Annotated in this window: 18 protein-coding genes, 4 tRNA genes and 1 pseudogene; 20 read left to right on the top strand and 3 right to left on the bottom strand. The window is 59.2% G+C overall.

The features are described from left to right. Nucleotides 1-157 precede the first annotated feature (157 nt). From CKW16_RS11955 to CKW16_RS11880, 16 genes are all read left to right on the top strand, one after another. The gene (locus CKW16_RS11955) at nt 158-3,007 is read left to right on the top strand and encodes a FimV/HubP family polar landmark protein (protein WP_095128593.1); all 2,850 of its coding nucleotides are present in this window, start codon (nt 158-160) and stop codon (nt 3,005-3,007) included. Between the two features lie 287 nt (nt 3,008-3,294). Then, complete coding sequence (gene truA / locus CKW16_RS11950) at nt 3,295-4,119, top strand: tRNA pseudouridine(38-40) synthase TruA (protein WP_046047735.1); 825 nt, start codon at nt 3,295-3,297, stop codon at nt 4,117-4,119. Between the two features lie 63 nt (nt 4,120-4,182). Then, complete coding sequence (locus CKW16_RS11945) at nt 4,183-4,806, top strand: phosphoribosylanthranilate isomerase (protein WP_095128591.1); 624 nt, start codon at nt 4,183-4,185, stop codon at nt 4,804-4,806. A 209-nt stretch (nt 4,807-5,015) separates the two neighbouring features. Beyond that, nucleotides 5,016-5,936, top strand: a complete 921-nt coding sequence (accD, locus tag CKW16_RS11940) for an acetyl-CoA carboxylase, carboxyltransferase subunit beta (RefSeq protein ID WP_095128590.1) — start codon at nt 5,016-5,018, stop codon at nt 5,934-5,936. Beyond that, entirely contained in the window at nt 5,933-7,240 is a 1,308-nt protein-coding gene (folC, locus tag CKW16_RS11935; RefSeq protein WP_095128589.1) for a bifunctional tetrahydrofolate synthase/dihydrofolate synthase, read from the top strand. The genes accD and folC overlap by 4 nt, the downstream gene beginning before the upstream one ends. Further along, entirely contained in the window at nt 7,224-7,883 is a 660-nt protein-coding gene (locus CKW16_RS11930) for an SPOR domain-containing protein (RefSeq protein ID WP_095128588.1), read from the top strand. The genes folC and CKW16_RS11930 overlap by 17 nt, the downstream gene beginning before the upstream one ends. Nucleotides 7,884-8,170: 287 nt before the next feature. Beyond that, nucleotides 8,171-8,731, top strand: a complete 561-nt coding sequence (locus CKW16_RS11925; RefSeq protein ID WP_008145596.1) for a CvpA family protein — start codon at nt 8,171-8,173, stop codon at nt 8,729-8,731. A 41-nt stretch (nt 8,732-8,772) separates the two neighbouring features. Beyond that, nucleotides 8,773-10,278: an amidophosphoribosyltransferase gene (gene purF, locus CKW16_RS11920; RefSeq protein WP_007905939.1), complete on the top strand. Its 1,506-nt coding sequence runs from the start codon at nt 8,773-8,775 to the stop codon at nt 10,276-10,278. A gap of 132 nt (nt 10,279-10,410) precedes the next feature. After that, nucleotides 10,411-11,622, top strand: coding sequence for an O-succinylhomoserine sulfhydrylase (locus tag CKW16_RS11915; RefSeq protein WP_046047729.1), 1,212 nt, complete (start codon nt 10,411-10,413; stop codon nt 11,620-11,622). Then, the gene (locus tag CKW16_RS11910; protein ID WP_095128587.1) at nt 11,619-12,395 is read left to right on the top strand and encodes an SDR family oxidoreductase; all 777 of its coding nucleotides are present in this window, start codon (nt 11,619-11,621) and stop codon (nt 12,393-12,395) included. Before CKW16_RS11915 ends, CKW16_RS11910 begins: the two co-directional genes overlap by 4 nt. A 159-nt stretch (nt 12,396-12,554) precedes the next feature. After that, nucleotides 12,555-12,630 (top strand) — tRNA-Val (locus tag CKW16_RS11905). Nucleotides 12,631-12,685: 55 nt separating this feature from the next. Further along, nucleotides 12,686-12,762: transfer RNA gene (locus CKW16_RS11900), tRNA-Asp, on the top strand. A gap of 92 nt (nt 12,763-12,854) precedes the next feature. Next, nucleotides 12,855-12,931, top strand: a tRNA-Asp gene (locus CKW16_RS11895). 394 nt (nt 12,932-13,325) lie between these two features. Beyond that, complete coding sequence (locus CKW16_RS11890) at nt 13,326-13,835, top strand: sigma-70 family RNA polymerase sigma factor (RefSeq protein ID WP_008145604.1); 510 nt, start codon at nt 13,326-13,328, stop codon at nt 13,833-13,835. Continuing rightward, nucleotides 13,832-14,782 (top strand): FecR domain-containing protein, encoded by a 951-nt coding sequence (locus CKW16_RS11885; RefSeq protein ID WP_095128586.1) that lies wholly within the window; start codon nt 13,832-13,834, stop codon nt 14,780-14,782. The genes CKW16_RS11890 and CKW16_RS11885 overlap by 4 nt, the downstream gene beginning before the upstream one ends. 67 nt (nt 14,783-14,849) lie before the next feature. Next, complete coding sequence (locus CKW16_RS11880; RefSeq protein WP_095128585.1) at nt 14,850-17,273, top strand: TonB-dependent receptor; 2,424 nt, start codon at nt 14,850-14,852, stop codon at nt 17,271-17,273. Nucleotides 17,274-17,374: 101 nt separating this feature from the next. Here the strand turns inward: CKW16_RS11880 and CKW16_RS11875 are convergent, their stop codons facing one another. Continuing rightward, nucleotides 17,375-18,658, bottom strand: coding sequence for an FAD-binding oxidoreductase (locus CKW16_RS11875; protein WP_095128584.1), 1,284 nt, complete (start codon nt 18,656-18,658; stop codon nt 17,375-17,377). 183 nt (nt 18,659-18,841) lie between these two features. Here CKW16_RS11875 and CKW16_RS11870 point away from each other — a divergent pair. From CKW16_RS11870 to CKW16_RS11860, 3 genes are all read left to right on the top strand, one after another. Beyond that, nucleotides 18,842-18,918, top strand: a tRNA-Val gene (locus tag CKW16_RS11870). 353 nt (nt 18,919-19,271) lie between these two features. After that, nucleotides 19,272-19,709 carry a DUF4145 domain-containing protein gene (locus tag CKW16_RS11865; RefSeq protein WP_095128583.1) on the top strand — a complete coding sequence of 146 codons (438 nt, stop codon included), beginning with the start codon at nt 19,272-19,274 and terminating at the stop codon, nt 19,707-19,709. Continuing rightward, the gene (locus tag CKW16_RS11860; protein WP_218244067.1) at nt 19,706-20,113 is read left to right on the top strand and encodes a hypothetical protein; all 408 of its coding nucleotides are present in this window, start codon (nt 19,706-19,708) and stop codon (nt 20,111-20,113) included. The genes CKW16_RS11865 and CKW16_RS11860 overlap by 4 nt, the downstream gene beginning before the upstream one ends. 48 nt (nt 20,114-20,161) lie before the next feature. Here the strand turns inward: CKW16_RS11860 and CKW16_RS11855 are convergent, their stop codons facing one another. Continuing rightward, a complete protein-coding gene (locus tag CKW16_RS11855) occupies nt 20,162-20,368 on the bottom strand; it encodes a hypothetical protein (protein WP_095128582.1) in 207 nt (68 codons plus the stop codon). 159 nt (nt 20,369-20,527) lie between these two features. Here CKW16_RS11855 and CKW16_RS11850 point away from each other — a divergent pair, with 159 nt between their 5' ends. After that, entirely contained in the window at nt 20,528-20,932 is a 405-nt protein-coding gene (locus CKW16_RS11850) for a Rap1a/Tai family immunity protein (protein WP_095128581.1), read from the top strand. Nucleotides 20,933-21,013: 81 nt separating this feature from the next. Here the strand turns inward: CKW16_RS11850 and CKW16_RS11845 are convergent. After that, nucleotides 21,014-21,280: pseudogene (locus CKW16_RS11845) on the bottom strand (site-specific integrase); the annotation flags it as partial. Nucleotides 21,281-21,559 lie beyond the last annotated feature (279 nt).

Genomic DNA, 21,559 nt, shown 5'->3' with positions numbered 1-21,559 from the left:
GGCCGGACCGCTGAAGGCGGGCTCCCTCCGGGGCTTTGCGTGGCATGAATGAAATGATCGCGCGCGACGACTCTTCGCCGCCGCGCGCAATGCCTTACGGCAGCGACTATCAACACCTTCTCGCTGGCCGAGGAATGTTCAAACAAAGGATGAGGCTATGGTTCAAGTTCGCAAACTGGTGTTAGCAATAGCGGCCGCCTCGGCGCTGTCCTCCGGTATGGCGCATGCCCTCGGGCTCGGGGAATTGACCCTGAAGTCGACGCTGAACCAGCCCCTGGTGGCAGAAATCGAGTTGCTCGACGTCAAGGATCTCACCGCTGCCGAAGTGGTGCCGAGCCTGGCTTCGCCCGAAGATTTCGCCAAGGCCGGTGTCGACCGCCAGGCGTTTCTCAATGACCTGGCCTTTACCCCGGTGCTCAACGCCAGCGGTAAAAGCATCCTGCGTGTGACATCCAGCAAACCCCTCTCCGAACCGATGGTGAAATTCCTGGTTCAGGTGATGTGGCCCAACGGTCGCCTGTTGCGCGATTACAGCGTGCTGCTCGATCCGTCCAAATTCTCGCCGCAAACCGCTGATGCGGCTGCGCAGCCTGCACCGACGCAAACCATCACCGCACCGGTGACCGGTGGCACCAAACCAACCCAATACACCACTGCGCCGCGCGATACCCTGTGGGAAATCGCTGCGAAGACGCGCACTGGCGGCTCGGTCCAGCAAACCATGCTGGCCATCCAGGCGTTGAATCCGGATGCCTTTATCGACGGCAACATCAACCGGTTGAAAGCCGGTCAGGTGCTGCGTCTGCCGGATCAGGCACAGAGCACCAGCCTGCCGCAACCGAAAGCCATTGCTGAAGTCTCCGCGCAGAACACCGCGTGGCGTCAGGGGCGTCGTTACGTGGCGAAGCCTGGGACCGGACAGCAGCAGCTCGATGCCACCAAACGCGCTCGCGGCGAAGGCCCTTCGTCGCAAACGGCGACAGACAAGCTGAGCCTGGTCTCTGCCGAGTCCGGCAAGGCCGGTGGCAAAGGCGCCGCGGGTGATGCCAAGAATTTGAGCAACAAGCTGGCCGTGACCCAGGAAAGCCTCGACACGACCCGTCGTGACAATGCCGAACTGAAAAGTCGCATGACCGATCTGCAAAGTCAGCTGGACAAGCTGCAACGCCTGATCGAGCTGAAGAACAATCAACTGGCCAAGTTGCAGGCTGAAGGCGCGGCGGGTGCGCCGGCACCAGGTGCGACCGCTCCGGCAATGTCAGCTGAACTAGCGGCCAATCCTGCGGCAACAGCGCCTGCGGACGCGGCTCCGACTGCACCTGAGGCTGCTGCGCCTGAGGCCACTCCGGCTCCGGCCGAGAAGCCAGTCGAGCCAGCGCCGGCAGCGTCCGACGATCAGCAATTCAAAGAACTGCTGACCAATCCGTGGCTACTGGGTCTGGCAGGTGGCGGTGCCGTGGTGGCGCTGTTCCTGCTGCTGTTGCTGGCGCGTCGCCGCAAAGCCCAGCAAGAAGCCGAGAAGCATTTGCGCATGGCCCGTGACTTGGCCGAGGAGCAGGCGTTCTCCGCTGAACTCGACCTGCCAAAAGGCATCTTCGAAGACCTGGACGTGGCGCCGCCGAGCGTGAAGCTCGCTACCGCGCCAACCCCAACCCCAACACCACCGCCTGCACCAGCCCCAGCCCCGGTTATTGCTCCGGTTGTGGTAACGCCGCCGATCGCTGCGCCATTGGTTTCGCCTGCTGGCGAGCGGGATGGCGACGTACTGAACAAGGCACAGTCGCACATCGCTGCCGGTCGTCTGAATCAGGCGGCTGCCTTGCTGGAAGACGGGATCAAGCAAGAGCCGCAACGCAGTGACCTGCGCCTCAAGCTGATGGAAGTTTACGGTCAGCAAGGCGACCGTGATGCATTCGTTGCCCAGGAACGCCAATTGGTGGCCAACGGTGACAACTTTGCTCAGGTCGAAAAACTCAAGAGCCGCTTCCCGGCCATGGCCATTGCGGCAGCCGGTGGTATCGCAGCCGCTGCGATCGCTGCCGAACTGGACGCGCAATACGTCAAGGATTTGCTGCTGGACGAGCCTGAAGCGCCGGCACCGGCAGTGCCCGATGACTTCGAAAGTGCCTTCGATTTGAGCCTGGATGATCTGGAATCTGCCACTCCGGCGGTAGTTGAGCCAGAACCAGAACCAGAATCCGATGACCTCGACAGTGCCTTCGATTTGAGCCTGGATGATCTGGAAGCTGCCTCTCCGGCGGTGGTTGCACCAGAACCAGAGGCAGAGTCCGATGACCTCGACAGTGCCTTCGATTTGAGTCTGGATGATCTGGAAACTGCCTCTCCGGCGGTGGTTGCACCAGAACCAGAACCAGAACCAGAACCAGAAGCAGAGCCAGTGTCTGCGGCTGAGCTGGACGAGTTCCCGCTGGACGACGACCTGAGCTTCGAGTCGGTGTTGCAGCAGCAGACCGACATCAAGGAAAACCTCGATGATCTGTCGGCCTTCGACCTGGATATGGATCTCGGTGGGGGTGCCTCGCCGGCGACCCTGGCCGAAGACGACTTCCTGTTGAGCCTGGATGACGGCGTCAAGGACCTGGATTTACCTGCCGCTGAAGCGCCGGCTGTTCCCGAAGTTGCGCTGGACGATCTGGAGCTGCCAGCCGATTTCGACCTGTCGCTGGCTGACGAAATGGACGCGCCAGACGCGCCGGACGCGTTTGCAGCCGAACTGGAAGACGTCAACGCGGAGCTGGATCGTCTGTCCCAGAGTCTTGGCGAGCCGAGCTTCACGGCGGAAGACGCCATGGCATCCGCAGCTGACGAGCCGGAATTCGATTTCCTTTCCGGCACTGACGAAGTCGCGACCAAACTCGATCTGGCCCAGGCCTACATCGACATGGGTGACGCCGACGGCGCCCGGGACATCCTCAATGAGGTGGTGACCGAGGGTGATGCAGGTCAGAAGAGCGAAGCCAAGGAAATGCTTTCGCGTCTGGCTTGATTTATCGGTAAGGCGTAAACAAAACGGCAGCCCATTGAGGCTGCCGTTTTTGTTTTCGCCGACGACAGATCGTTCCCACGCTCCTGCGTGGGAATGCATCCCGTGACGCTCTGCGTCACATTCAGAAGAGGAACGCAGAGCGTCCCTGGCGGCATTCCCACGCAGAGCGTGGGAACGATCAACCGCTGTTGCACTGGCATCCCCGTCCGGCGGCCTTATAATGCCCGCCTTTGCGTACATCAGCAGGCTGTCACTCCTTGGCAAATATAGATAATCCGGCCGCCGAAATGGTGGCCGACGGCTTTTTCCGGATCGCGTTGGGCGTTGAATACAAAGGCTCGCGCTATCGCGGCTGGCAGCGCCAGGCCTCTGGCGTGCTCACGGTGCAGGAAACCCTCGAAAAGGCTTTGTCCAAAGTCGCCGACTCACCGGTGTCGCTGCTCTGCGCCGGGCGTACGGATGCCGGTGTGCACGCGTGCGGTCAGGTGGTGCATTTCGATACTCAGGTCGAGCGTTCGATGAAAGCCTGGGTCATGGGCGCCAATATCAATTTGCCTCACGACGTCAGTGTCAGCTGGGCCAAGGTCATGCCGGCGCATTTTCATGCTCGGTTCAAGGCGATTGCCCGGCGCTATCGCTACGTGATCTACAACGATCAGATCCGCCCGGCGCACCTGAACGAAGAAATCACCTGGAACCACCGTCCGCTGGACGTCGAGCGCATGGCCGAGGCGGCGCAGTACCTGGTCGGCACTCACGATTTCAGCGCTTTCCGTGCTGGTCAGTGTCAGGCCAAGTCGCCGATCAAGGAGCTGCATCACCTGCGCGTCACGCGCCACGGCAAGATGATCGTGCTGGACATCCGCGCCAGCGCCTTCCTGCACCACATGGTGCGCAACATTGCTGGCGTGCTGATGACCATCGGTGCCGGCGAGCGCCCGGTGGAGTGGATGAAAGAAGTGCTGGAGAGCCGCATTCGCCGGTCCGGCGGGGTGACGGCGCATCCGTATGGCCTGTACCTGGTGCAGGTCGAGTACCGCGACGAGTTCGAATTGCCCGAGCGTTACATCGGGCCGCACTTCCTGACCGGCTTCTCGGAACTTGACGGCTGACGCCCTCGAACGCTTTTGTTACCATCCGGGACTTTCTCGGATTTACCTTGGGGTTCTATCGACATGTCGGCCGTTCGCAGCAAGATTTGTGGGATTACCCGCATAGAAGATGCGTTGGCAGCGGTCGAGGCCGGGGCTGATGCGATCGGATTTGTGTTCTACGCCAAAAGCCCTCGGGCCGTGACGTTTCAGCAGGCGCGCTCGATCATCAAGGCGTTGCCGCCGTTCGTGACCACCGTAGGGTTGTTCGTCAACGCCAGCCGCTGCGAGTTGGGGGAAATTCTCGACGCCGTGCCGCTGGACCTGTTGCAGTTCCATGGCGACGAAACCGCGGCCGACTGCGAAGAGTGGAATCGTCCGTACATCAAGGCGTTGCGGGTCAAGGCCGGTGACGATATCGCGGCTGCGTGCGATGCGTTTCCAAGTGCCAGCGGTATCCTGCTCGACGCCTACGTTGAAGGCGTACCCGGCGGAACCGGTGAAGCGTTTGACTGGTCTCTGATACCGCAAGGCTTGAGCAAACCGATCATCCTGGCGGGTGGCTTGACGCCGGACAACGTCGCCGAGGCGATTGCAAGGGTTCGGCCTTACGCGGTGGACGTCAGCGGTGGGGTAGAGGCGAGCAAGGGCATCAAGGATCACGCAAAGATTCAGGCATTCATTAAAGCAGTACGCGGTAGCGCGTAGCTGATGTGACGGCTGGCACACTGCCGCCGTCCCAAAATGCACTGCGCTGCACAAAGCAGGTACGGCTGAGGATTGATGGGTTGTACGCAGGTCACGCTTCACTGACCCGGCCATTCATCGATCATCGCCACACACATGAATTTAGCTCAAGGGCATACGCGGGGCTGCGAACCAGAGCGTTCGGGCCGCCGGTACTGGAGAAAGAAAGCATGAGCAACTGGTTAGTAGACAAACTGATCCCTTCGATCATGCGTTCCGAGGTCAAGAAGAGCTCGGTGCCTGAAGGTCTGTGGCACAAATGCCCGTCTTGCGAGGCTGTGCTGTATCGTCCGGAGCTGGAAAAGACCCTGGACGTTTGCCCCAAGTGCAACCACCACATGCGTATCGGCGCACGCGCCCGTATCGACATCTTCCTCGACGCTGAAGGCCGTGCCGAACTGGGCGCGGACCTGGAGCCGGTTGACCGTCTGAAGTTCCGCGACGGCAAGAAGTACAAGGATCGCCTGACCGCTGCGCAGAAGCAGACCGGCGAAAAAGACGCACTGATTTCCATGAGCGGTTCCCTGCTGGGCATGCCGGTAGTGGTTTCGGCCTTCGAATTCTCCTTCATGGGTGGTTCGATGGGCGCCATCGTTGGTGAGCGTTTTGTTCGCGCAGCCAACTACGCGCTGGAAAACAAATGCCCGATGATCTGCTTCGCCGCTTCCGGCGGTGCGCGGATGCAGGAAGCCCTGATCTCCCTGATGCAAATGGCCAAGACCTCTGCGGTGCTGGCGCGTCTGCGTGAAGAAGGTATTCCGTTCATCTCCGTGCTGACCGACCCGGTCTACGGTGGTGTTTCCGCCAGTCTGGCGATGCTTGGCGACGTGATTGTCGGTGAGCCGAAAGCCCTGATCGGCTTCGCTGGTCCGCGCGTCATTGAACAAACCGTGCGTGAAAAACTGCCGGAAGGCTTCCAGCGCAGCGAATTTCTGCTGGAACACGGTGCGATCGACATGATCATTCACCGTCAGGAACTGCGTCCGCGTCTGGGCAATCTGCTGGCACAAATGATGGGCCTGCCGACGCCGAAATTCGTCGCCGCGCCAATCGAGCCAATCGTTGTTCCACCGGTACCCGCCAACATATGATCGAACGTACCCTTGGCGAGTGGCTCGCCTACCTTGAGCAGTTGCACCCTTCGGCCATCGACATGGGGCTGGAGCGCTCGCAACAGGTAGCGTCCCGCATGGGACTGGGCAAACCGGCGCCTCGGGTGATCACGGTCACCGGCACCAACGGCAAAGGTTCTACCTGTGCATTCGTGGCTTCATTGCTGCGGGCGCAGGGCCTGAGCGTCGGTGTCTACAATTCTCCGCACCTGCTGCGTTACAACGAGCGGGTGCAGGTCAATGGCGTCGAAGCCACTGACGCCGAGCTGTGCGAAGCCTTTGCAGCGGTCGAGGCAGGCCGTGGCGATACTTCCCTGACGTACTTCGAAATGGGTACCCTCGCGGCGTTCTGGCTGTTTCAACACGCCAGCCTGGATGCGGTGGTGCTGGAAGTCGGGCTGGGCGGGCGTCTGGACACGGTCAACGTGGTCGATGCCGATATGGCACTGGTCACCAGTATCGGCGTCGATCACGCGGATTATCTGGGTGATACCCGTGAATCCGTAGCGTTTGAAAAGGCCGGCATCTTCCGTCAGGGCGCGCCTGCGCTGTGTGGTGACCTGAATCCTCCACAACCTCTGCTGGATAAAGCGCGCGAGCTTAATTGCCCGTTTTTCCTGCGTGGGCGCGATTTTGACCTCGGTATCACCGATCACAACTGGCAATGGCGCGGTCTTGACGCTCAAGGGCGTGTGGTCGAGCTGCACGATTTGCCGTTGCTTGATCTGCCGATGGAAAACGCCGCGCTGGCGTTGCAGGCTTACCTGTTGCTCGGGTTGCCTTGGGTGGATGCACAAATTATTGCTGCGCTGAAAGCCACTCGGGTGGTCGGTCGCCTCGATCGCCGTCAGTTTGACTGGCAGGGCAAGCGCCTGAACCTGTTGCTGGATGTGGGTCATAACCCCCATGCGGCAGAGTATCTGGCTCGCCGTCTGGCCAGCCGTCCACCGGCCGGCAAGCGTCTGGCGGTGTTCGGACTGTTGGCGGACAAGGATCTGGACGGTGTTGTCGGTGAATTGAATGCTAGTGTCCAGCAATGGGCTGTCGCGCCGCTGGATTCACCGCGAGCGCGCCCGGTTGCCGATTTGCACGCAGCATTGCAGAACCTTGGCGCCTCGGTAACATCCTATGACAGCGTGGCCGCCGCCCTGGATGGGCAGTGCGCGCTGGCGACGAACGACGACGAGATTCTGTTGTTCGGATCATTTTATTGTGTCGCCGAGGCCCTCGAATGGCTGGCCCGGCGCTCCACGGAGGAAGCGGCAAATGGCATTGCTGGATAAGGCATACAAACAGCGCATGGTTGGCGCCCTGGTTCTGGTGGCGCTGGCGGTGATTTTCCTGCCGATGCTGTTTTCCCGTCAGGATGAACAGCGTCAAGTGACGGTTGAAGCCCCGGCTGCGCCGCAAGCGCCTGCGGTGCCGCAAGTTCAGGTTGAATCGGTGGCAGTACCTGAGCCGCAAGCGCTGCCTCAGGAGCCCGTGCCGAGTGATGATGAAATCGCTCAGCAAGAGGCACCGTCGACAGCGATTGCCCCAAGTGTCCCGGTGGCGCCTGCGCCTGCCGCCAAACCGGTCGCTCCGGCTCCTGTTCCGGTCGTCAAGCCTGCGACAGCACCTAGCCAGCCCATCTCGGCTGCACCGGGCAAGCCGGACACGACTCAAAGCCGCGTCGATGCCAATGGCCTGTCGGTCAGTTGGTCGGTGCAACTGGCCAGCCTGTCGAGCCGTGCAAGTGCAGAAAGCTTGCAGAAATCCCTGCGCAGCCAAGGCTACAACGCCTACATTCGTACTGCCGATGGCAAGAATCGGGTGTTTGTCGGACCGCTGATCGAGCGGGCAGAAGCCGATCGTCTGCGTGACTTGTTGAGTCGCCAGCAGAACCTCAAGGGTTTTGTGGTGCGTTTCCAGCCTGAGCGTGGCTAACGAATCGTCAATCTGCTCTATGTAGCAGCTGCCGAGCCCGCGAGGCTGCGTCCGGCTGCGAAGCAGCCGTAAACCCTGTTTGCACGGTGTGCCGGATAGACCGAATTGCCTGATTTTGCGGCTGCTGCGCAGCCGGACGCAGGCTTCGCCAGCTGCTACAGGGGCGAGTGCAGTTTCGATAAGGGCTAAAACTATCGCTCCGATTTGAAATGCGCTGACAATCGCAGCTTACCGATAGCCATGCGCTCTGCTAAAATGCGCCGCCTTATCCGTCTGTAGGCTGCACTGTGCCATTTACCTGGGTTGATTGGGCGATCGTTGCAATCGTCGCCATCTCCGCATTGATCAGTCTGAGCCGCGGCTTCGTCAAAGAAGCACTGTCGCTGGTGACCTGGATCATCGCAGGAGTCGTCGCCTGGATGTTCGGTGGTTCATTGTCCGAGTACCTCGCCGGATACATCCAAACGCCGTCGGCCCGTGTGATCACGGGCTGTGCCATCATGTTTGTCGCCACGTTAATCGTAGGCGCAATGATCAATTATCTTATCGGCGAATTGGTTCGCGTCACCGGGCTGTCCGGGACCGATCGATTCCTCGGCATGGCCTTCGGCGCCGCGCGTGGCGTGTTGCTGGTGGTCGTGGCGGTCGGGCTGTTGAGCCTGGGGCCGGTACAGCAGGACGGGTGGTGGAAAGAATCACAGCTCGTGCCAAAATTTCTATTGGTCGCAGACTGGTCCAAAAACCTGATTCTTGGGTGGAGCAGTCAGTGGCTTGCCAGCGGTATCAGCGTACCCGCTGAGATACCGTTCAAGGAGCACCTCTTGCCGATGGCCAAAACGCCTCAGTGAGTTGTGTTCAGTTCAGATCCATTAAGTAGGGGTTGCGTCGCATGTGTGGCATCGTCGGTATCGTCGGTAAGTCGAACGTCAATCAGGCGCTGTATGACGCGCTAACCGTCCTCCAGCACCGCGGCCAGGACGCTGCCGGTATCGTGACCAGCCATGATGGCCGGTTATTCCTGCGCAAGGACAATGGCCTGGTACGTGACGTGTTTCATCAACGTCACATGCAGCGCCTGGTCGGTCATATGGGTATTGGCCATGTGCGTTACCCGACCGCGGGCAGTTCGACTTCGGCCGAAGCCCAACCGTTTTACGTCAACTCGCCTTACGGCATCACCCTGGCGCACAACGGTAACCTGACCAACGTTGAACAGCTGGCCAAGGAGATTTACGAATCTGACCTGCGCCACGTCAACACCAACTCCGATTCGGAAGTGCTGCTCAACGTGTTCGCTCACGAACTGGCCCAGCGCGGCAAGTTGCAGCCAACTGAAGAAGACGTGTTTGCGGCCGTTACTGACGTGCACAACCGTTGCGTCGGTGGTTACGCGGTCGTGGCGATGGTGACCGGTTACGGCATCGTCGGTTTCCGCGACCCGCACGGCATCCGCCCGATTGTCTTCGGTCAGCGTCACACCGACGAAGGCGTCGAGTACATGATCGCCTCCGAAAGCGTTTCCCTGGACGTGCTCGGTTTCACCCTGATTCGCGATCTGGCGCCGGGCGAAGCGGTCTACATCACTGAAGACGGCAAGCTGCACACCCGTCAGTGCGCGACCAACCCGTCCCTGACCCCGTGCATCTTCGAACACGTCTATCTGGCGCGCCCGGACTCGATCATCGACGGCGTGTCGGTCTATAAGGCACGTCTGCGCATGGGCGAGAAACTCGCCGAGAAGATTCTGCGCGAGCGTCCGGATCACGACATCGACGTGGTCATCCCGATTCCGGACACCAGCCGCACCGCGGCCCTGGAGCTGGCGAACCACTTGGGCGTCAAGTTCCGCGAAGGTTTCGTGAAGAACCGCTACATCGGCCGGACCTTCATCATGCCGGGCCAGGCTGCACGGAAAAAATCCGTACGCCAGAAGCTCAACGCCATCGAGCTGGAATTCCGCGGCAAAAACGTGATGCTGGTGGACGACTCCATCGTTCGCGGCACCACCTGCAAGCAGATCATCCAGATGGCCCGCGAAGCCGGCGCCAAAAACGTCTACTTCTGCTCCGCGGCACCCGCCGTTCGCTACCCGAACGTCTACGGCATCGACATGCCGAGCGCTCACGAGTTGATCGCGCACAATCGTTCGACCCAGGACGTGGCGGATCTGATCGGCGCTGACTGGTTAATCTATCAGGACTTGCCTGACTTGATCGAAGCGGTCGGTGGCGGCAAGATCAAGATCGAGAAGTTCGATTGCGCGGTGTTCGACGGCCAGTACGTCACCGGCGACGTCGACGAGGCTTACCTGAACAAGATCGAGCAGGCACGTAACGATGCCTCCAAGGTCAAGACGCAGGCAGTCAGTGCGATCATTGATCTGTATAACAACTGAGTAAACGAACGGCCTGTAGGAGCGAGGCTTGCCCGCGAAGCTTTTGGCGTTCCCAAAGGCCCCTTCGCGGGCAAGCCATGCTCCTACAGGCCGGTTTTGTATCCATTACCGAGTAGGGCAAGGAGTGACAGCATGAGTCAGGATTGGGATGCCGGTCGGCTGGACAGCGACCTCGAAGGCGTAGCGTTCGACACCCTGGCCGTACGCGCCGGTCAGCACCGCACGCCGGAAGGCGAACACGGTGATCCGATGTTCTTCACTTCCAGCTACGTATTCCGTACCGCTGCCGATGCGGCGGCACGCTTTGCCGGTGAAGTGCCGGGCAACGTTTACTCGCGCTACACCAACCCGACTGTGCGCGCATTCGAAGAGCGCATTGCCGCGCTGGAAAGCGCCGAGCAAGCCGTGGCCACGGCGACCGGCATGGCCGCGATCATGGCGGTGGTGATGAGTCTGTGCAGTGCCGGCGATCACGTACTGGTGTCGCGCAGTGTGTTCGGTTCGACCATCAGCCTGTTCGAGAAGTACTTCAAGCGCTTTGGTATTGAAGTGGATTACGTGCCTCTGGCGGACTTGTCCGGCTGGGATGCGGCAATCAAGGCCAATACCAAACTGCTCTTCGTCGAATCGCCATCCAACCCGCTGGCTGAGCTGGTGGACATCGCCGAGCTGTCGAAAATCGCTCATGCCAAAGGCGCGATGCTGGTGGTCGACAACTGCTTCTGCACCCCAGCGTTGCAGCAGCCGCTGAAGATGGGCGCGGACATCGTCGTGCACTCGGCGACCAAGTTCATCGACGGCCAGGGCCGTTGCATGGGCGGTGTTGTGGCCGGTCGCAGCGAACAGATGAAAGAAGTCGTCGGTTTCCTGCGAACTGCCGGGCCGACCCTGAGCCCGTTCAATGCCTGGATCTTCCTCAAGGGCCTGGAAACGCTGAGCCTGCGCATGAAGGCGCACTGCGCCAATGCCCAGCAACTGGCCGAATGGCTGGAGCAGCAGGAAGGCATCGAGAAAGTCCATTACGCCGGTCTCAAAAGCCATCCGCAGCACGAGTTGGCCCTGCGTCAGCAGAAAGGCTTTGGTGCGGTCGTGAGTTTCGAGGTCAAGGGCGGCAAAGAGGGCGCCTGGCGCTTTATCGATGCGACCCGGCTGATTTCCATCACCGCCAACCTCGGTGACAGCAAAACCACCATTACGCACCCAAGCACCACTTCTCACGGCCGTTTGGCGCCGCAAGAGCGTGAAGCAGCGGGCATTCGTGACAGCCTGATCCGCATCGCGGTCGGTCTGGAAGACGTGGCAGACCTGCAAGCCGATCTGGCGCGCGGGTTGGCTGCCTTGTGATCGAGTTGTCCACGCCAAGCACTGGCACCAATGGCCGGGTTGCACTGGTCACGGGTGCTGCGCGGGGCATTGGTCTGGGGATCTCGGCCTGGCTGATCAGCGAAGGCTGGCAGGTGGTGCTGACTGATCTTGATCGAGTACGCGGTTCGAAAGTGGCAAAGGTGCTCGGTGACAACGCCTGGTTCATCGCCATGGACGTCTCGAACGAAGGCCAGGTGGCGTTGGGCGTCGCCGAGGTGCTGGGACAGTTCGGGCGTCTGGATGCGCTGGTGTGCAACGCGGCGATTGCCGATCCGCACAACATCACCCTTGAAAGTCTTGATCTGGCGTACTGGAATCGGGTGCTGGCAGTGAATCTCAGTGGGCCGATGCTGTTGGCCAAGCACTGTGCGCCGTACCTGCGCGCTCACAGCGGCGCAATCGTCAACCTGGCCTCGACCCGCGCCGGGCAGTCGGAGCCCGACACCGAGGCTTATGCGGCGAGCAAGGGCGGCCTGTTGGCCCTGACTCATGCCTTGGCCATCAGCCTCGGGCCGGAAATCCGCGTCAATGCGGTCAGCCCCGGCTGGATCGATGCGCGGGATCCCTCCGCACGTCGTGCCGAACCGCTGACCGATGCCGATCATGCCCAGCATCCGGCGGGCAGGGTAGGGACGGTCGAGGACGTGGCGGCGATGGTCGCCTGGCTGTTGTCGAAGAACGCCGGTTTTGTCACGGGCCAGGAGTTCGTGGTCGATGGCGGCATGACCAAGAAGATGATTTACAGCGAGTAATTCGAGCAGGAGCCGCGACAGCGGCGGCTTGAGGTTGCAGGCGGCCGTGGGCAGCGCTGCGGGAAATGACATGATTTTGTCTTTTTCAGAAAAACTTCAAGCGGGGTATTGACTTAGCTTCGGTACCTGCGTAAATTTCGCGGCCTCGGAGATGCAAACGGGTGATTAGCTCAGCTGGGAGAGCGTCTGCCTTACAAGCAGAATGTCGGCGGTTCGATCCCGTCATCACCCACCACTTCCGAGAGTCTTGCGAAAGCAAGATGGAAGCTTTTAAAAGCCTCCACCGACGCGCAGCGGTAGTTCAGTCGGTTAGAATACCGGCCTGTCACGCCGGGGGTCGCGGGTTCGAGTCCCGTCCGCTGCGCCATATTTTCCGAGTCAGGTTTATTCTGGTTCGAGATTGAAAGCCTCGAAGCTTTCAGTCAGACGAGTTACTTGGACGCAAGTCCAAAGCGATACGCAGCGGTAGTTCAGTCGGTTAGAATACCGGCCTGTCACGCCGGGGGTCGCGGGTTCGAGTCCCGTCCGCTGCGCCATATCTGCCTCAAGGCCCACTGAACGCCTTGGAGCTACGAAGAAAGCTGCTGGTAAAGCCAGTGTCCACTTCGAGTCGATAGCAAAGACCCTGGTCGAAAGACCGGGGTTTTTTGTGCCTGCGATTTGGCTTTTCTCTCCTACTCCCCGCAACCATGGGTATTCGCATCTGCTAGCCAAATGCGGCCGTGTGTCGAATTGTTACTCCTCTCGACGATTTCCCTCAATAACGCTCAGCCCTGATCAACCGGTGGCTGCGTGGCAGAAACACCTGTCTTTCATTCGCGTATTCAAATTTTTCCTGGGGGCGAAACGCATTAAGCGCTTGGTTTGAAGTATCAACACTAATTAGAATGAGTCGCATTTAAAATATTTCTTCGCGCAGGGTTCCTTTAGATGAGTGATGCAGCGATGCCGGCGGCGCAAACCTTCCACGACCTGTACCGCGACCATCGTGGCTGGCTCGAAAGCTGGTTGAGGCGACGCATGAGCAATGGCCATGATGCGGCGGACTTGAGCCAGGATACGTTCGTGCGTTTACTCGCCAGCTCCCAGCACATCGCTGACCTGCAAGAACCCCGCGCCTATCTGGCGACAGTCGGCAAGCGGCTGCTGACCAACTTCTATAAGCGCCGCAGCCTGGAGCAGGCCTACCTCAGTGCGCTGGCGCTGCTGCCTGAGGACTGTGTGCCGTCGCCCGAGCAACGTTGGTTGCTGCTGGAAACCCTGCAAGCCCTGGACGAATTGCTCGATGGATTGCCGACCGCAGTGCGACGGGCGTTTCTCTGGAGCCAGTTGGAGGGTTTGGGTTATCACGAGATTGCTGAACGCCTGCAAGTCTCGGAGCGCACGATCAAGCGCTACATGGCGCAAGCCTATGAGCATTGCCTGCTGGTGGAACTGTGATCGGTTCGGCCCCTTCGGCAGAAGCCCGGCAAGTCGTGCGGGCTGCCGCTCAATGGCTGGCACTCATGGAATCAGGCGCCGCCAATGAGCGCGATCATGCCAATCTGCAGCACTGGCGCGACAGCCATCCCAGTCACGAACAGGCCTGGCAGAAAGCCCAACTCTTGCGCCAACGCTTTGCCGACCTGCCGTCGGCACTGGCCATGGCCAGCCTGGATCGGCCGCAGACGAGTCGGCGTACGGTACTCAAGCGCGCCGTGGGGGCGGTGGCACTGGTTCCAACTGCCTGGCTGATCAGCCGGCAGCTACCTCTGGACGTCTGGCGCGCTGACCTGAGAACCGCGACCGGGGAGGGCAAAAAAGTCCAGTTGGCCGATGGCAGCTCGCTGCAATTGAATACCGCAAGTGCCGTCGATATCGACCTGAAGAATCGCCGGCTGACACTCGTGGAAGGCGAAATAGCGCTGAATGTGCCCGGGACTTCGCCGCTGACGATCCAGACGCACTTCGGGCAAGTGGTCGTCAGTCAGAGCGAAGTGTGCGTTCGCCAGGGGCAGACGGGTTGCAAGGTGTCAGTGCTTAAAGGCGCGGTGCAGTTGCAGCCTTTGCGCGGGCTGGTCTTTTCATTGCGCGCAGGCCAGCAAGTCAGCCTTCAGGCGATGGGGGCCGGACGCGTCGAACCTTTCGATGTGCTTGCCCCAGGCTGGCGCGACGGCGTGTTGATGGCACAGAACCAGCCCCTGGGCGATTTTCTGCGCGAACTCAGCACCTATCGTCCGGGATTGTTGCGCTGGGAACCGGAACTCGAATCACTGCGCGTCACGGGCAGTTTCCGTCTGGAAGACACCGATCGCATCCTGACGTTGCTGGCGGCCAGCTTGCCGCTGGAGGTGCATAGGCGAACCCGTTACTGGGTTACGTTGCTGCCGCGCAAAAATAGTGTTTGAGGTGTGTCCCCTTTTTTCGCGTCGCTTGTCATTCAAGGCAAGTGAAACGAAATCAGAGAGATTCTCAATGCCCGTAGTGATGCCCTGCAGTACGCGTCTGGGTTCTTCCAGGCTGCGCCCGTTGTTGCACTTGAGTCTGATGTTGAGTCTGAGTGCCTGTCCGTTGTTCATCACTGCTGGTTGGGCCGAAGACGCGCCTCGACGAAGTTACCAGGTGCCGGCAGGAAGCCTCAGCGCAGCGCTGACCCGTTTTGCCGGGCTGGCCGGGGTCAACCTGTCAGTGGACCCGGCACTGGTGGGCAGTCGCACCAGCCCTGGACTTTCCGGCGAATACGCGGTCGAGGAGGGCTTTGCCCGACTGTTGCAGGGTTCCGGTCTGCAACTGCAGCCGGTGGGCGAAGAGGCGTACATCCTGACGCCGGCGCCAGAAGGCAGCAGCCTGCAACTGGGCGCCACCTCGATTGTCGGTGCCACTGACTCGGAGCACGGTGATCCGTATGTCGGCGGCCAGGTCGCGCGTCGCGGGTCGCAAGGCTTGCTGGGCTCGAAAGACTTTATGGAAACGCCATTCAGCATGACCACCTACACCAGTGAGGTGGTCAAAAACCAGCAGGCGCGTACCTTGGGCGACCTGATCGCCAACGATCCTTCGGTTCGCGCCACCAACCCGGCGGGTGGGCGCTATGAGCAGTTCACCATTCGAGGGTTGAGCCTGTTCAACAGTGATGTTTCCTACAACGGCCTCTACGGCGTCCTGCCGACCTATACGATTGACATGGAGATGGCCGACCGCGTCGACGTCCTCAAAGGCCCGAGCCAGCTCATCAACGGCATCTCGCCGCGGGGCAGCGTGGGTGGCGGGATCAACGTGGTACCCAAACGCGCGACCGACAAGCCCATCACTTCATTCACCGGCAGTTACGCTTCCGACAGCCAGGTCGGCGGTGCCGTGGATGTCGGCCGGCGCTTTGGTGAAGACAACAAGTTCGGTCTTCGTTTCAACGGCGTGAAGCAGTCCGGCGACACCGAATGGGATCACCAGAATGTCGACCGCGAAATGGCCGTGCTGGGCCTGGATTTCCGTGGTGAACGCCTGCGACTCTCGACGGACATCGGGCGCACCGAACGTGATACCGACGCACCGCAGGAGCGCGTACAGGTTGGCCCTAACGCTCAGGTTCCGCATGCCAGCGATGTGCGCCGCAACTATGCGCAGCCCTGGAGCAAGGCGAGTACCAACGACACGTTCGGCACGGTGAACGCTGAATACGATGTCAACGATTCCGTCATGTTGTACGGCGGCGTGGGCGCGCGCAAAAGTAACCATGACTTCCTCCGTCATGCCGTTTCGGTCATCAACAACGCTGGCAATTTCAGCGTTCAACCGCGTGACTTCACCCGTGATGAAAATGTCCGGACGGCCACAGCGGGAGTGCGCAACTGGTTCCATACCGGCCCGGTAAGCCATGAAGTCAACCTGGCTGCCAGCTATTACTACATGGACTTTGAAAACGGCGGCGCCCGGTATGCCGCGGCCAACAGCAACATTTATAACCCCGTTGTAACACCAACGCCGGTCAGGCCCACGCGACAGGATTCGGAGGTCTATACCGAAAACCGTTCCACCGGTGTGGCGTTGTCCGACACCCTGGGTTTCTTCGATGACCGGCTGCTGCTGACCCTCGGCGCCCGCTGGCAGCGCGTGAAGGTTGACGACTGGACCGATAACGTCAGAGGCGACACCGCCTACGACGAGGAAAAGGTCTCGCCGTCAGGCGGCATCCTGTTCAAGGCCACCGATAAGCTGTCGCTGTATGCCAACTACATGGAAGGCCTGAGCCAGGGCAAGATCGCACCGTCGACTTCGGTGAACGAGGACGAGATCTTCCCGCCGTTCATCAGTCGTCAGGCCGAGGTCGGTGCCAAGTATGACGCCGGTGCGTTCGCCGTCACCGCCGCCGTGTTCCGGATCAAGCAGCCGGCTTACGAGACCAATGCCACGACGCGCGTCTTCGGCCCGAACGGCAAGCGTGAGAACACGGGTGTGGAACTGAGTGTGTTCGGTGAACCGCTCGATGGTTTCCGCCTGCTCGGCGGTGTCATGTACATCGACAGCGAGCTGACCAAAACCACCAATGGCACCTTCGACGGCAACCGGGCACCGGCCACGCCGAAATACAACGTCAATCTGGGCGCCGAGTGGGACGTGCCGACTGTACAGGGCCTGACCCTGACCAGCCGCGGCATTTACTCCAGCTCGCAGTACCTGGACCAGTCCAACAACAAGGAAATCGACTCCTGGGAGCGTTTCGACGTGGGCGCACGCTACGCGTTCAAGGTCGACGAAACGAACGTCACTGTGCGTGCCAATGTCGAGAACGTTGCGGACAAGCGCTACTGGAGTTCGGCCGGGGCCTCGGATGACAGCGAGCCTGGCTTGACGCTGTCGACCCCACGCACTTACCTCCTATCGGCGACCGTCGACTTCTGATTCACCCGTGTCATGCGCCCACAATCAGTGAAAGTGCTGACCTCCTGAGTTGAAATGAAAAGGGGCAACTGTGCAGTTGCCCCTTTTTTGCATCTGGTCGGTCAGAAGCCGAATTTGTCTCGCAGTCCGTAATACCAGGCGCCCAACGCAGCGAACGGCGTACGCAGCAGTTGTCCGCCGGGGAACGGGTAGTGGGGCAGGTCGGCAAACGCGTCGAAACGCTCGGCCTGGCCACGCAACGCTTCGGCCAGCACCTTGCCCGCCAGGTGCGTATACGTCACGCCATGGCCGCTGCAGCCCTGGGAATAGTAGATGTTGTCGCCCAGGCGTCCGACCTGAGGAAGACGCGACAAGGTCAGCAGGAAATTGCCGGTCCAGGCGTAATCAATCTTCACGTCCTTGAGCTGCGGGAAGGCCTTGAGCATCTTCGGCCGAATTATCGCCTCGATGTTCGCCGGATCCCGCGCGCCATACACCACGCCACCGCCGAAAACCAGGCGCTTGTCGCCGGTCAAACGGTAGTAGTCGAGCAGGTAGTTGCAGTCCTCGACGCAGTAATCCTGCGGCAACAGGTTCTTGGCCAATGCGTCGCCCAAGGGTTCAGTGGTGATCACCTGAGTCCCGCAGGGCATCGATTTGGCGGCCAGTTCCGGCACCAGATTACCGAGATACGCGTTGCCCGCAACGATGATGAACTTGGCCCTGACTTTGCCCTGAGGCGTATGCACCACCGGATTCGCGCCGCGCTCGATGCGCACCGCCGGCGATTGCTCATAAATAGTGCCGCCCAGCGACTCGACAGCTGCCGCTTCGCCCAACACCAGGTTCAGCGGATGAATGTGCCCGCCGCTCATGTCGAGCATGCCGCCGATGTACTGATCGCACGCGACCACTTCACGGATGCGACGCTGATCCATCAGTTCAAGCTGCGTGTGACCGAAACGTTCCCACAGACGCTTCTGGGATTCCAGATGGCCCATCTGCTTGGCGGTAATGGCGGCGAATACGCCACCGTCCTTCAAGTCGCACTGGATATTATATTTGGCAACCCGCTCACGAATGATCCGGCCACCTTCGAACGCCATTTGCCCCAACAACTGAGCCTGCTTGGGACCGACACTGCGCTCGATCACATCGATGTCGCGGCTATAACTGTTAACGATCTGGCCACCGTTACGCCCCGACGCACCAAAACCTACTTTCGCCGCTTCAAGCACCGTGACCCGGAAACCGTTTTCCAGCAGAAACAGGGCAGAGGACAGACCGGTGTAACCGGCACCGATCACACAGACATCAGTCTCTACGTCATCCTGCAAGGCCGGGCGCGGCGGAACCGCATTGGCCGATGCTGCGTAATAGGATTCCGGGTAGGGAGTGTTCGCCATCCTGCAGCCTCTGTTTAATATATTTTACGAGTGCATCGATCCTACCCGAGTTAAAAATCGACCGCCAGCCACCGCAAAATCTTCTTTGCAGCCGCAAAATTAAATATTTTGCATATTCATAGGGTTAGCTCGAAAAAAGGTGTTGACACCCCTTCGGAATTCCGTAGAATGCCGCCTCACAGCAGGCACGTAGCTCAGTTGGTTAGAGCACCACCTTGACATGGTGGGGGTCGTTGGTTCGAGTCCAATCGCGCCTACCAAACAAAATCCGCTCTGCTGGGCGGTGTGAAAAGGGTCAACCCACGGGTTGGCCCTTTTTTTCGTCTTGGATTTCACGCAGAACGTTCACAAAATATCGGGTTCGTTCACACTGGGCAATGTGAGCGCAGATGTTGAAGGTTGATACAACTGTTTACGGCGTTGATCAGCATCCAGATGAGTGCCCGTGCTGCCATCATGCGATAACGCCGGGTTTTATAGCGTCAATATTTTCTGTTGAAACCAGAGTCATTGACGCAGCCTGCAGATGCCCTAGGCGCAAGTGCTCACGGATGTTCATTGCTATATTTGAAAGGGCACTGATGCAGGGGGGAGCTATTCAGATCGGTTTTATTTGCGTTCGACATTCCCTTCTAGTCCGGTAGCACCTTCCATCCCGGATGAAGTCGCGAAGATATCTCCCCAGTTTGTACAGATATTCACGCAAGCGAGCAAAGCAGAGGCTTTCGGTCTGGGAGAAGTCGCAGGTGTTGGATATCGAAAGGCGCTTGAGTACCTTGTCAAAGATTATTGCGTCACTAAATCCCCAGACAAAGAAGATGACGTCAAGAAAAGACCGCTGGGGCAGGTTGTCGATGTGTATGTTGATAACGAGAATATCAAGCAGCGTGCAAAGCGAGCCGTTTGGCTCGGGAATGACGAGACGCATTACGTCAGGACGTGGATTGATAAAGACATCAAAGACCTCAAGCTTCTGATTAAGCTAACTGTCGGCTGGATTGAGCACGCCATCATCACTGAGTTGCTGATTGCAGATATGCAGAAGCAATGATCGGTATGAATGTGTGGACAAAAGCGGTTGCACTACTGGCTTTGGCAGTGACAACAAATGCATGGGCGGCGGAAGACTTCCGTTGCAGGATTGAAAGCACCGTCGCCGCTAAAGAAAAGCCGATAAACCGAATTTTCATCGGCAAGCAGTTCACCGTAGAAAGGCGGACTGGATTGATGGCAGGCGCCCTGAAGAACTCTTACGTCACCGATCCGCAAGTCATTGACTATGGATCGACTGAGAATAGCTACAAGGCCGTAGCGACCATGCGGAAGGATCAGGGGGCGGGGGTCGGCTCAAGCATTTATGCACTAACAATCAACGAGTACGACGAGAGCGACAGAAAGCCTTTCATCTTCCTGCAAAACGACGAGGCGTTTCTCGGTTGGTGTGAGCATTTCTGATTTGAGGTGGATCGCAATCCGTGCCGATCCTTTCTGGCTCGCTGTGGGTTACTGATGATTTTGACGGAGCTTCTCTATAGCAGTGGTGACAGCGTTTGCGTTCATATCCAGCCGTTCCAATGCGGTGACAATATTCTCGTGCGTATCCTCGGAGCCGCGTGCTTCGATCCACAAAGCGACTTCCTCAAGTCCGGCGGCAATAGCGTGTTGGTTGAAGATTGAACACGAGCGGCTGAAGTGGATGATGAGTGACATGTACAGCCGGGAGCGGGAACAAGGATCGACCCAGTTGGGGTACGCCTATGGGGACTACACGCCGAAGGACAAGACCTAGCTCCAGGTCAACGGTGTGACCAGATGGCAGCCAATCATTGCACCCGGTAACATGCCCGACTCACTCAGAAGGAATTCAGCATGAAGGCATGGATGGTGGTGGCACTGATTGGGGCGATGACAACTAGTGGTGTGACTCCGCTAGCACTAGCCGCACCACAACCAGGTACAGGGCATGAGCTATACCAAAACTGCAAAGAATCGATTAAGGCCAGTGGTCGGAACACAATCCCATCGGGCATCGACATGCTGAGTGTGGGACTTTGCTTAGGACTAATCGAAGGAGTGAAGAAAACAATCGCAATTCTGCAAACAGGAATGTCTGCTCGTGACACTCAAGTGTGCTGGCCTGAAAGCGGCCTGACCAATGGGCAAGGAGCGCTGATCGCCATCAACTATCTAGACAGGAACCCTGCGCGGTTGAATGAGGATCAAACCACCGTGGTGATATTGGCATTCAAAGACGCCTTTCCCTGCAAGGGATAACCAAGACTGTTTTCCACAGAACCCATGGCCCGCCGCGAAACGGGGTGCAACTCTTGAAGCGATCCAGATTCAGGCTGGAAAAATAAGCTGAGTGAAGTGCCTGCCCAGATGCTCGACGATTTTCAGTGCGTGGTCGTAGCTGCCTTTTCCCTTGAGCATCGTTTCGCAGTACGTCATGCCCAACGTAAAAACGGTGTGATGCTTGCGATCTATTGTCACGGCTTCTATCTGGTTTGCCCATGACTCTGCTTCGACCTTGGTGCTGAAGGTTTTCGACTGGGGAGATTTACCTTTTACCCGTACCTGAGCGTTCCAGTTACCGGACGGAAGTGAGCGAATGTTGGCCATTGTTGACGCCTCATGATGTGAATGGGCGTTCTGTGAAAACCAAGAGCAGCAGGGCTTGCAGCATGCTCAAGCAGACATTGACATGATGGGGGCCGTTGGTTCGAGTCCAATCGCGCCTACCAAACAAAATCCGCTCTGCTGGGCGGTCTAGAAGGGCTCACCGAAAGGTGAGCCCTTTTTTGTTGCCTGGTGTTTGGGCAAACGTTTGGAGTTTTTGGGCAAACGACCACCGCCGCGGCATCTATGGATGGAAATATCGGAAAAAGGCGCAGTCAGCGC

It is taken from the genome of Pseudomonas sp. Irchel s3h14 (assembly GCF_900187425.1).
GTDB lineage: Bacteria > Pseudomonadota > Gammaproteobacteria > Pseudomonadales > Pseudomonadaceae > Aquipseudomonas.
The sequence above is the reverse complement of the archived record's forward strand: the minus strand, read 5'-3'. Positions and strand labels throughout refer to the sequence as shown.

Bases quoted from the DNA above. Each gene is read 5' to 3' on its own strand.
- CKW16_RS11955 (WP_095128593.1), top strand. From the start codon at position 158: ATGGTTCAAGTTCGCAAACTGGTGTTAGCAATAGCGGCCGCCTCGGCG.
- truA (WP_046047735.1), top strand. From the start codon at position 3,295: ATGGTGGCCGACGGCTTTTTCCGGATCGCGTTGGGCGTTGAATACAAA.
- CKW16_RS11945 (WP_095128591.1), top strand. From the start codon at position 4,183: ATGTCGGCCGTTCGCAGCAAGATTTGTGGGATTACCCGCATAGAAGAT.
- accD (WP_095128590.1), top strand. From the start codon at position 5,016: ATGAGCAACTGGTTAGTAGACAAACTGATCCCTTCGATCATGCGTTCC.
- folC (WP_095128589.1), top strand. From the start codon at position 5,933: ATGATCGAACGTACCCTTGGCGAGTGGCTCGCCTACCTTGAGCAGTTG.
- CKW16_RS11930 (WP_095128588.1), top strand. From the start codon at position 7,224: ATGGCATTGCTGGATAAGGCATACAAACAGCGCATGGTTGGCGCCCTG.
- purF (WP_007905939.1), top strand. From the start codon at position 8,773: ATGTGTGGCATCGTCGGTATCGTCGGTAAGTCGAACGTCAATCAGGCG.
- CKW16_RS11915 (WP_046047729.1), top strand. From the start codon at position 10,411: ATGAGTCAGGATTGGGATGCCGGTCGGCTGGACAGCGACCTCGAAGGC.
- CKW16_RS11890 (WP_008145604.1), top strand. From the start codon at position 13,326: ATGAGTGATGCAGCGATGCCGGCGGCGCAAACCTTCCACGACCTGTAC.
- CKW16_RS11880 (WP_095128585.1), top strand. From the start codon at position 14,850: ATGCCCGTAGTGATGCCCTGCAGTACGCGTCTGGGTTCTTCCAGGCTG.
- CKW16_RS11875 (WP_095128584.1), bottom strand. From the start codon at position 18,658: ATGGCGAACACTCCCTACCCGGAATCCTATTACGCAGCATCGGCCAAT.
- CKW16_RS11860 (WP_218244067.1), top strand. From the start codon at position 19,706: ATGATCGGTATGAATGTGTGGACAAAAGCGGTTGCACTACTGGCTTTG.
- CKW16_RS11855 (WP_095128582.1), bottom strand. From the start codon at position 20,368: ATGTCACTCATCATCCACTTCAGCCGCTCGTGTTCAATCTTCAACCAA.
- CKW16_RS11850 (WP_095128581.1), top strand. From the start codon at position 20,528: ATGAAGGCATGGATGGTGGTGGCACTGATTGGGGCGATGACAACTAGT.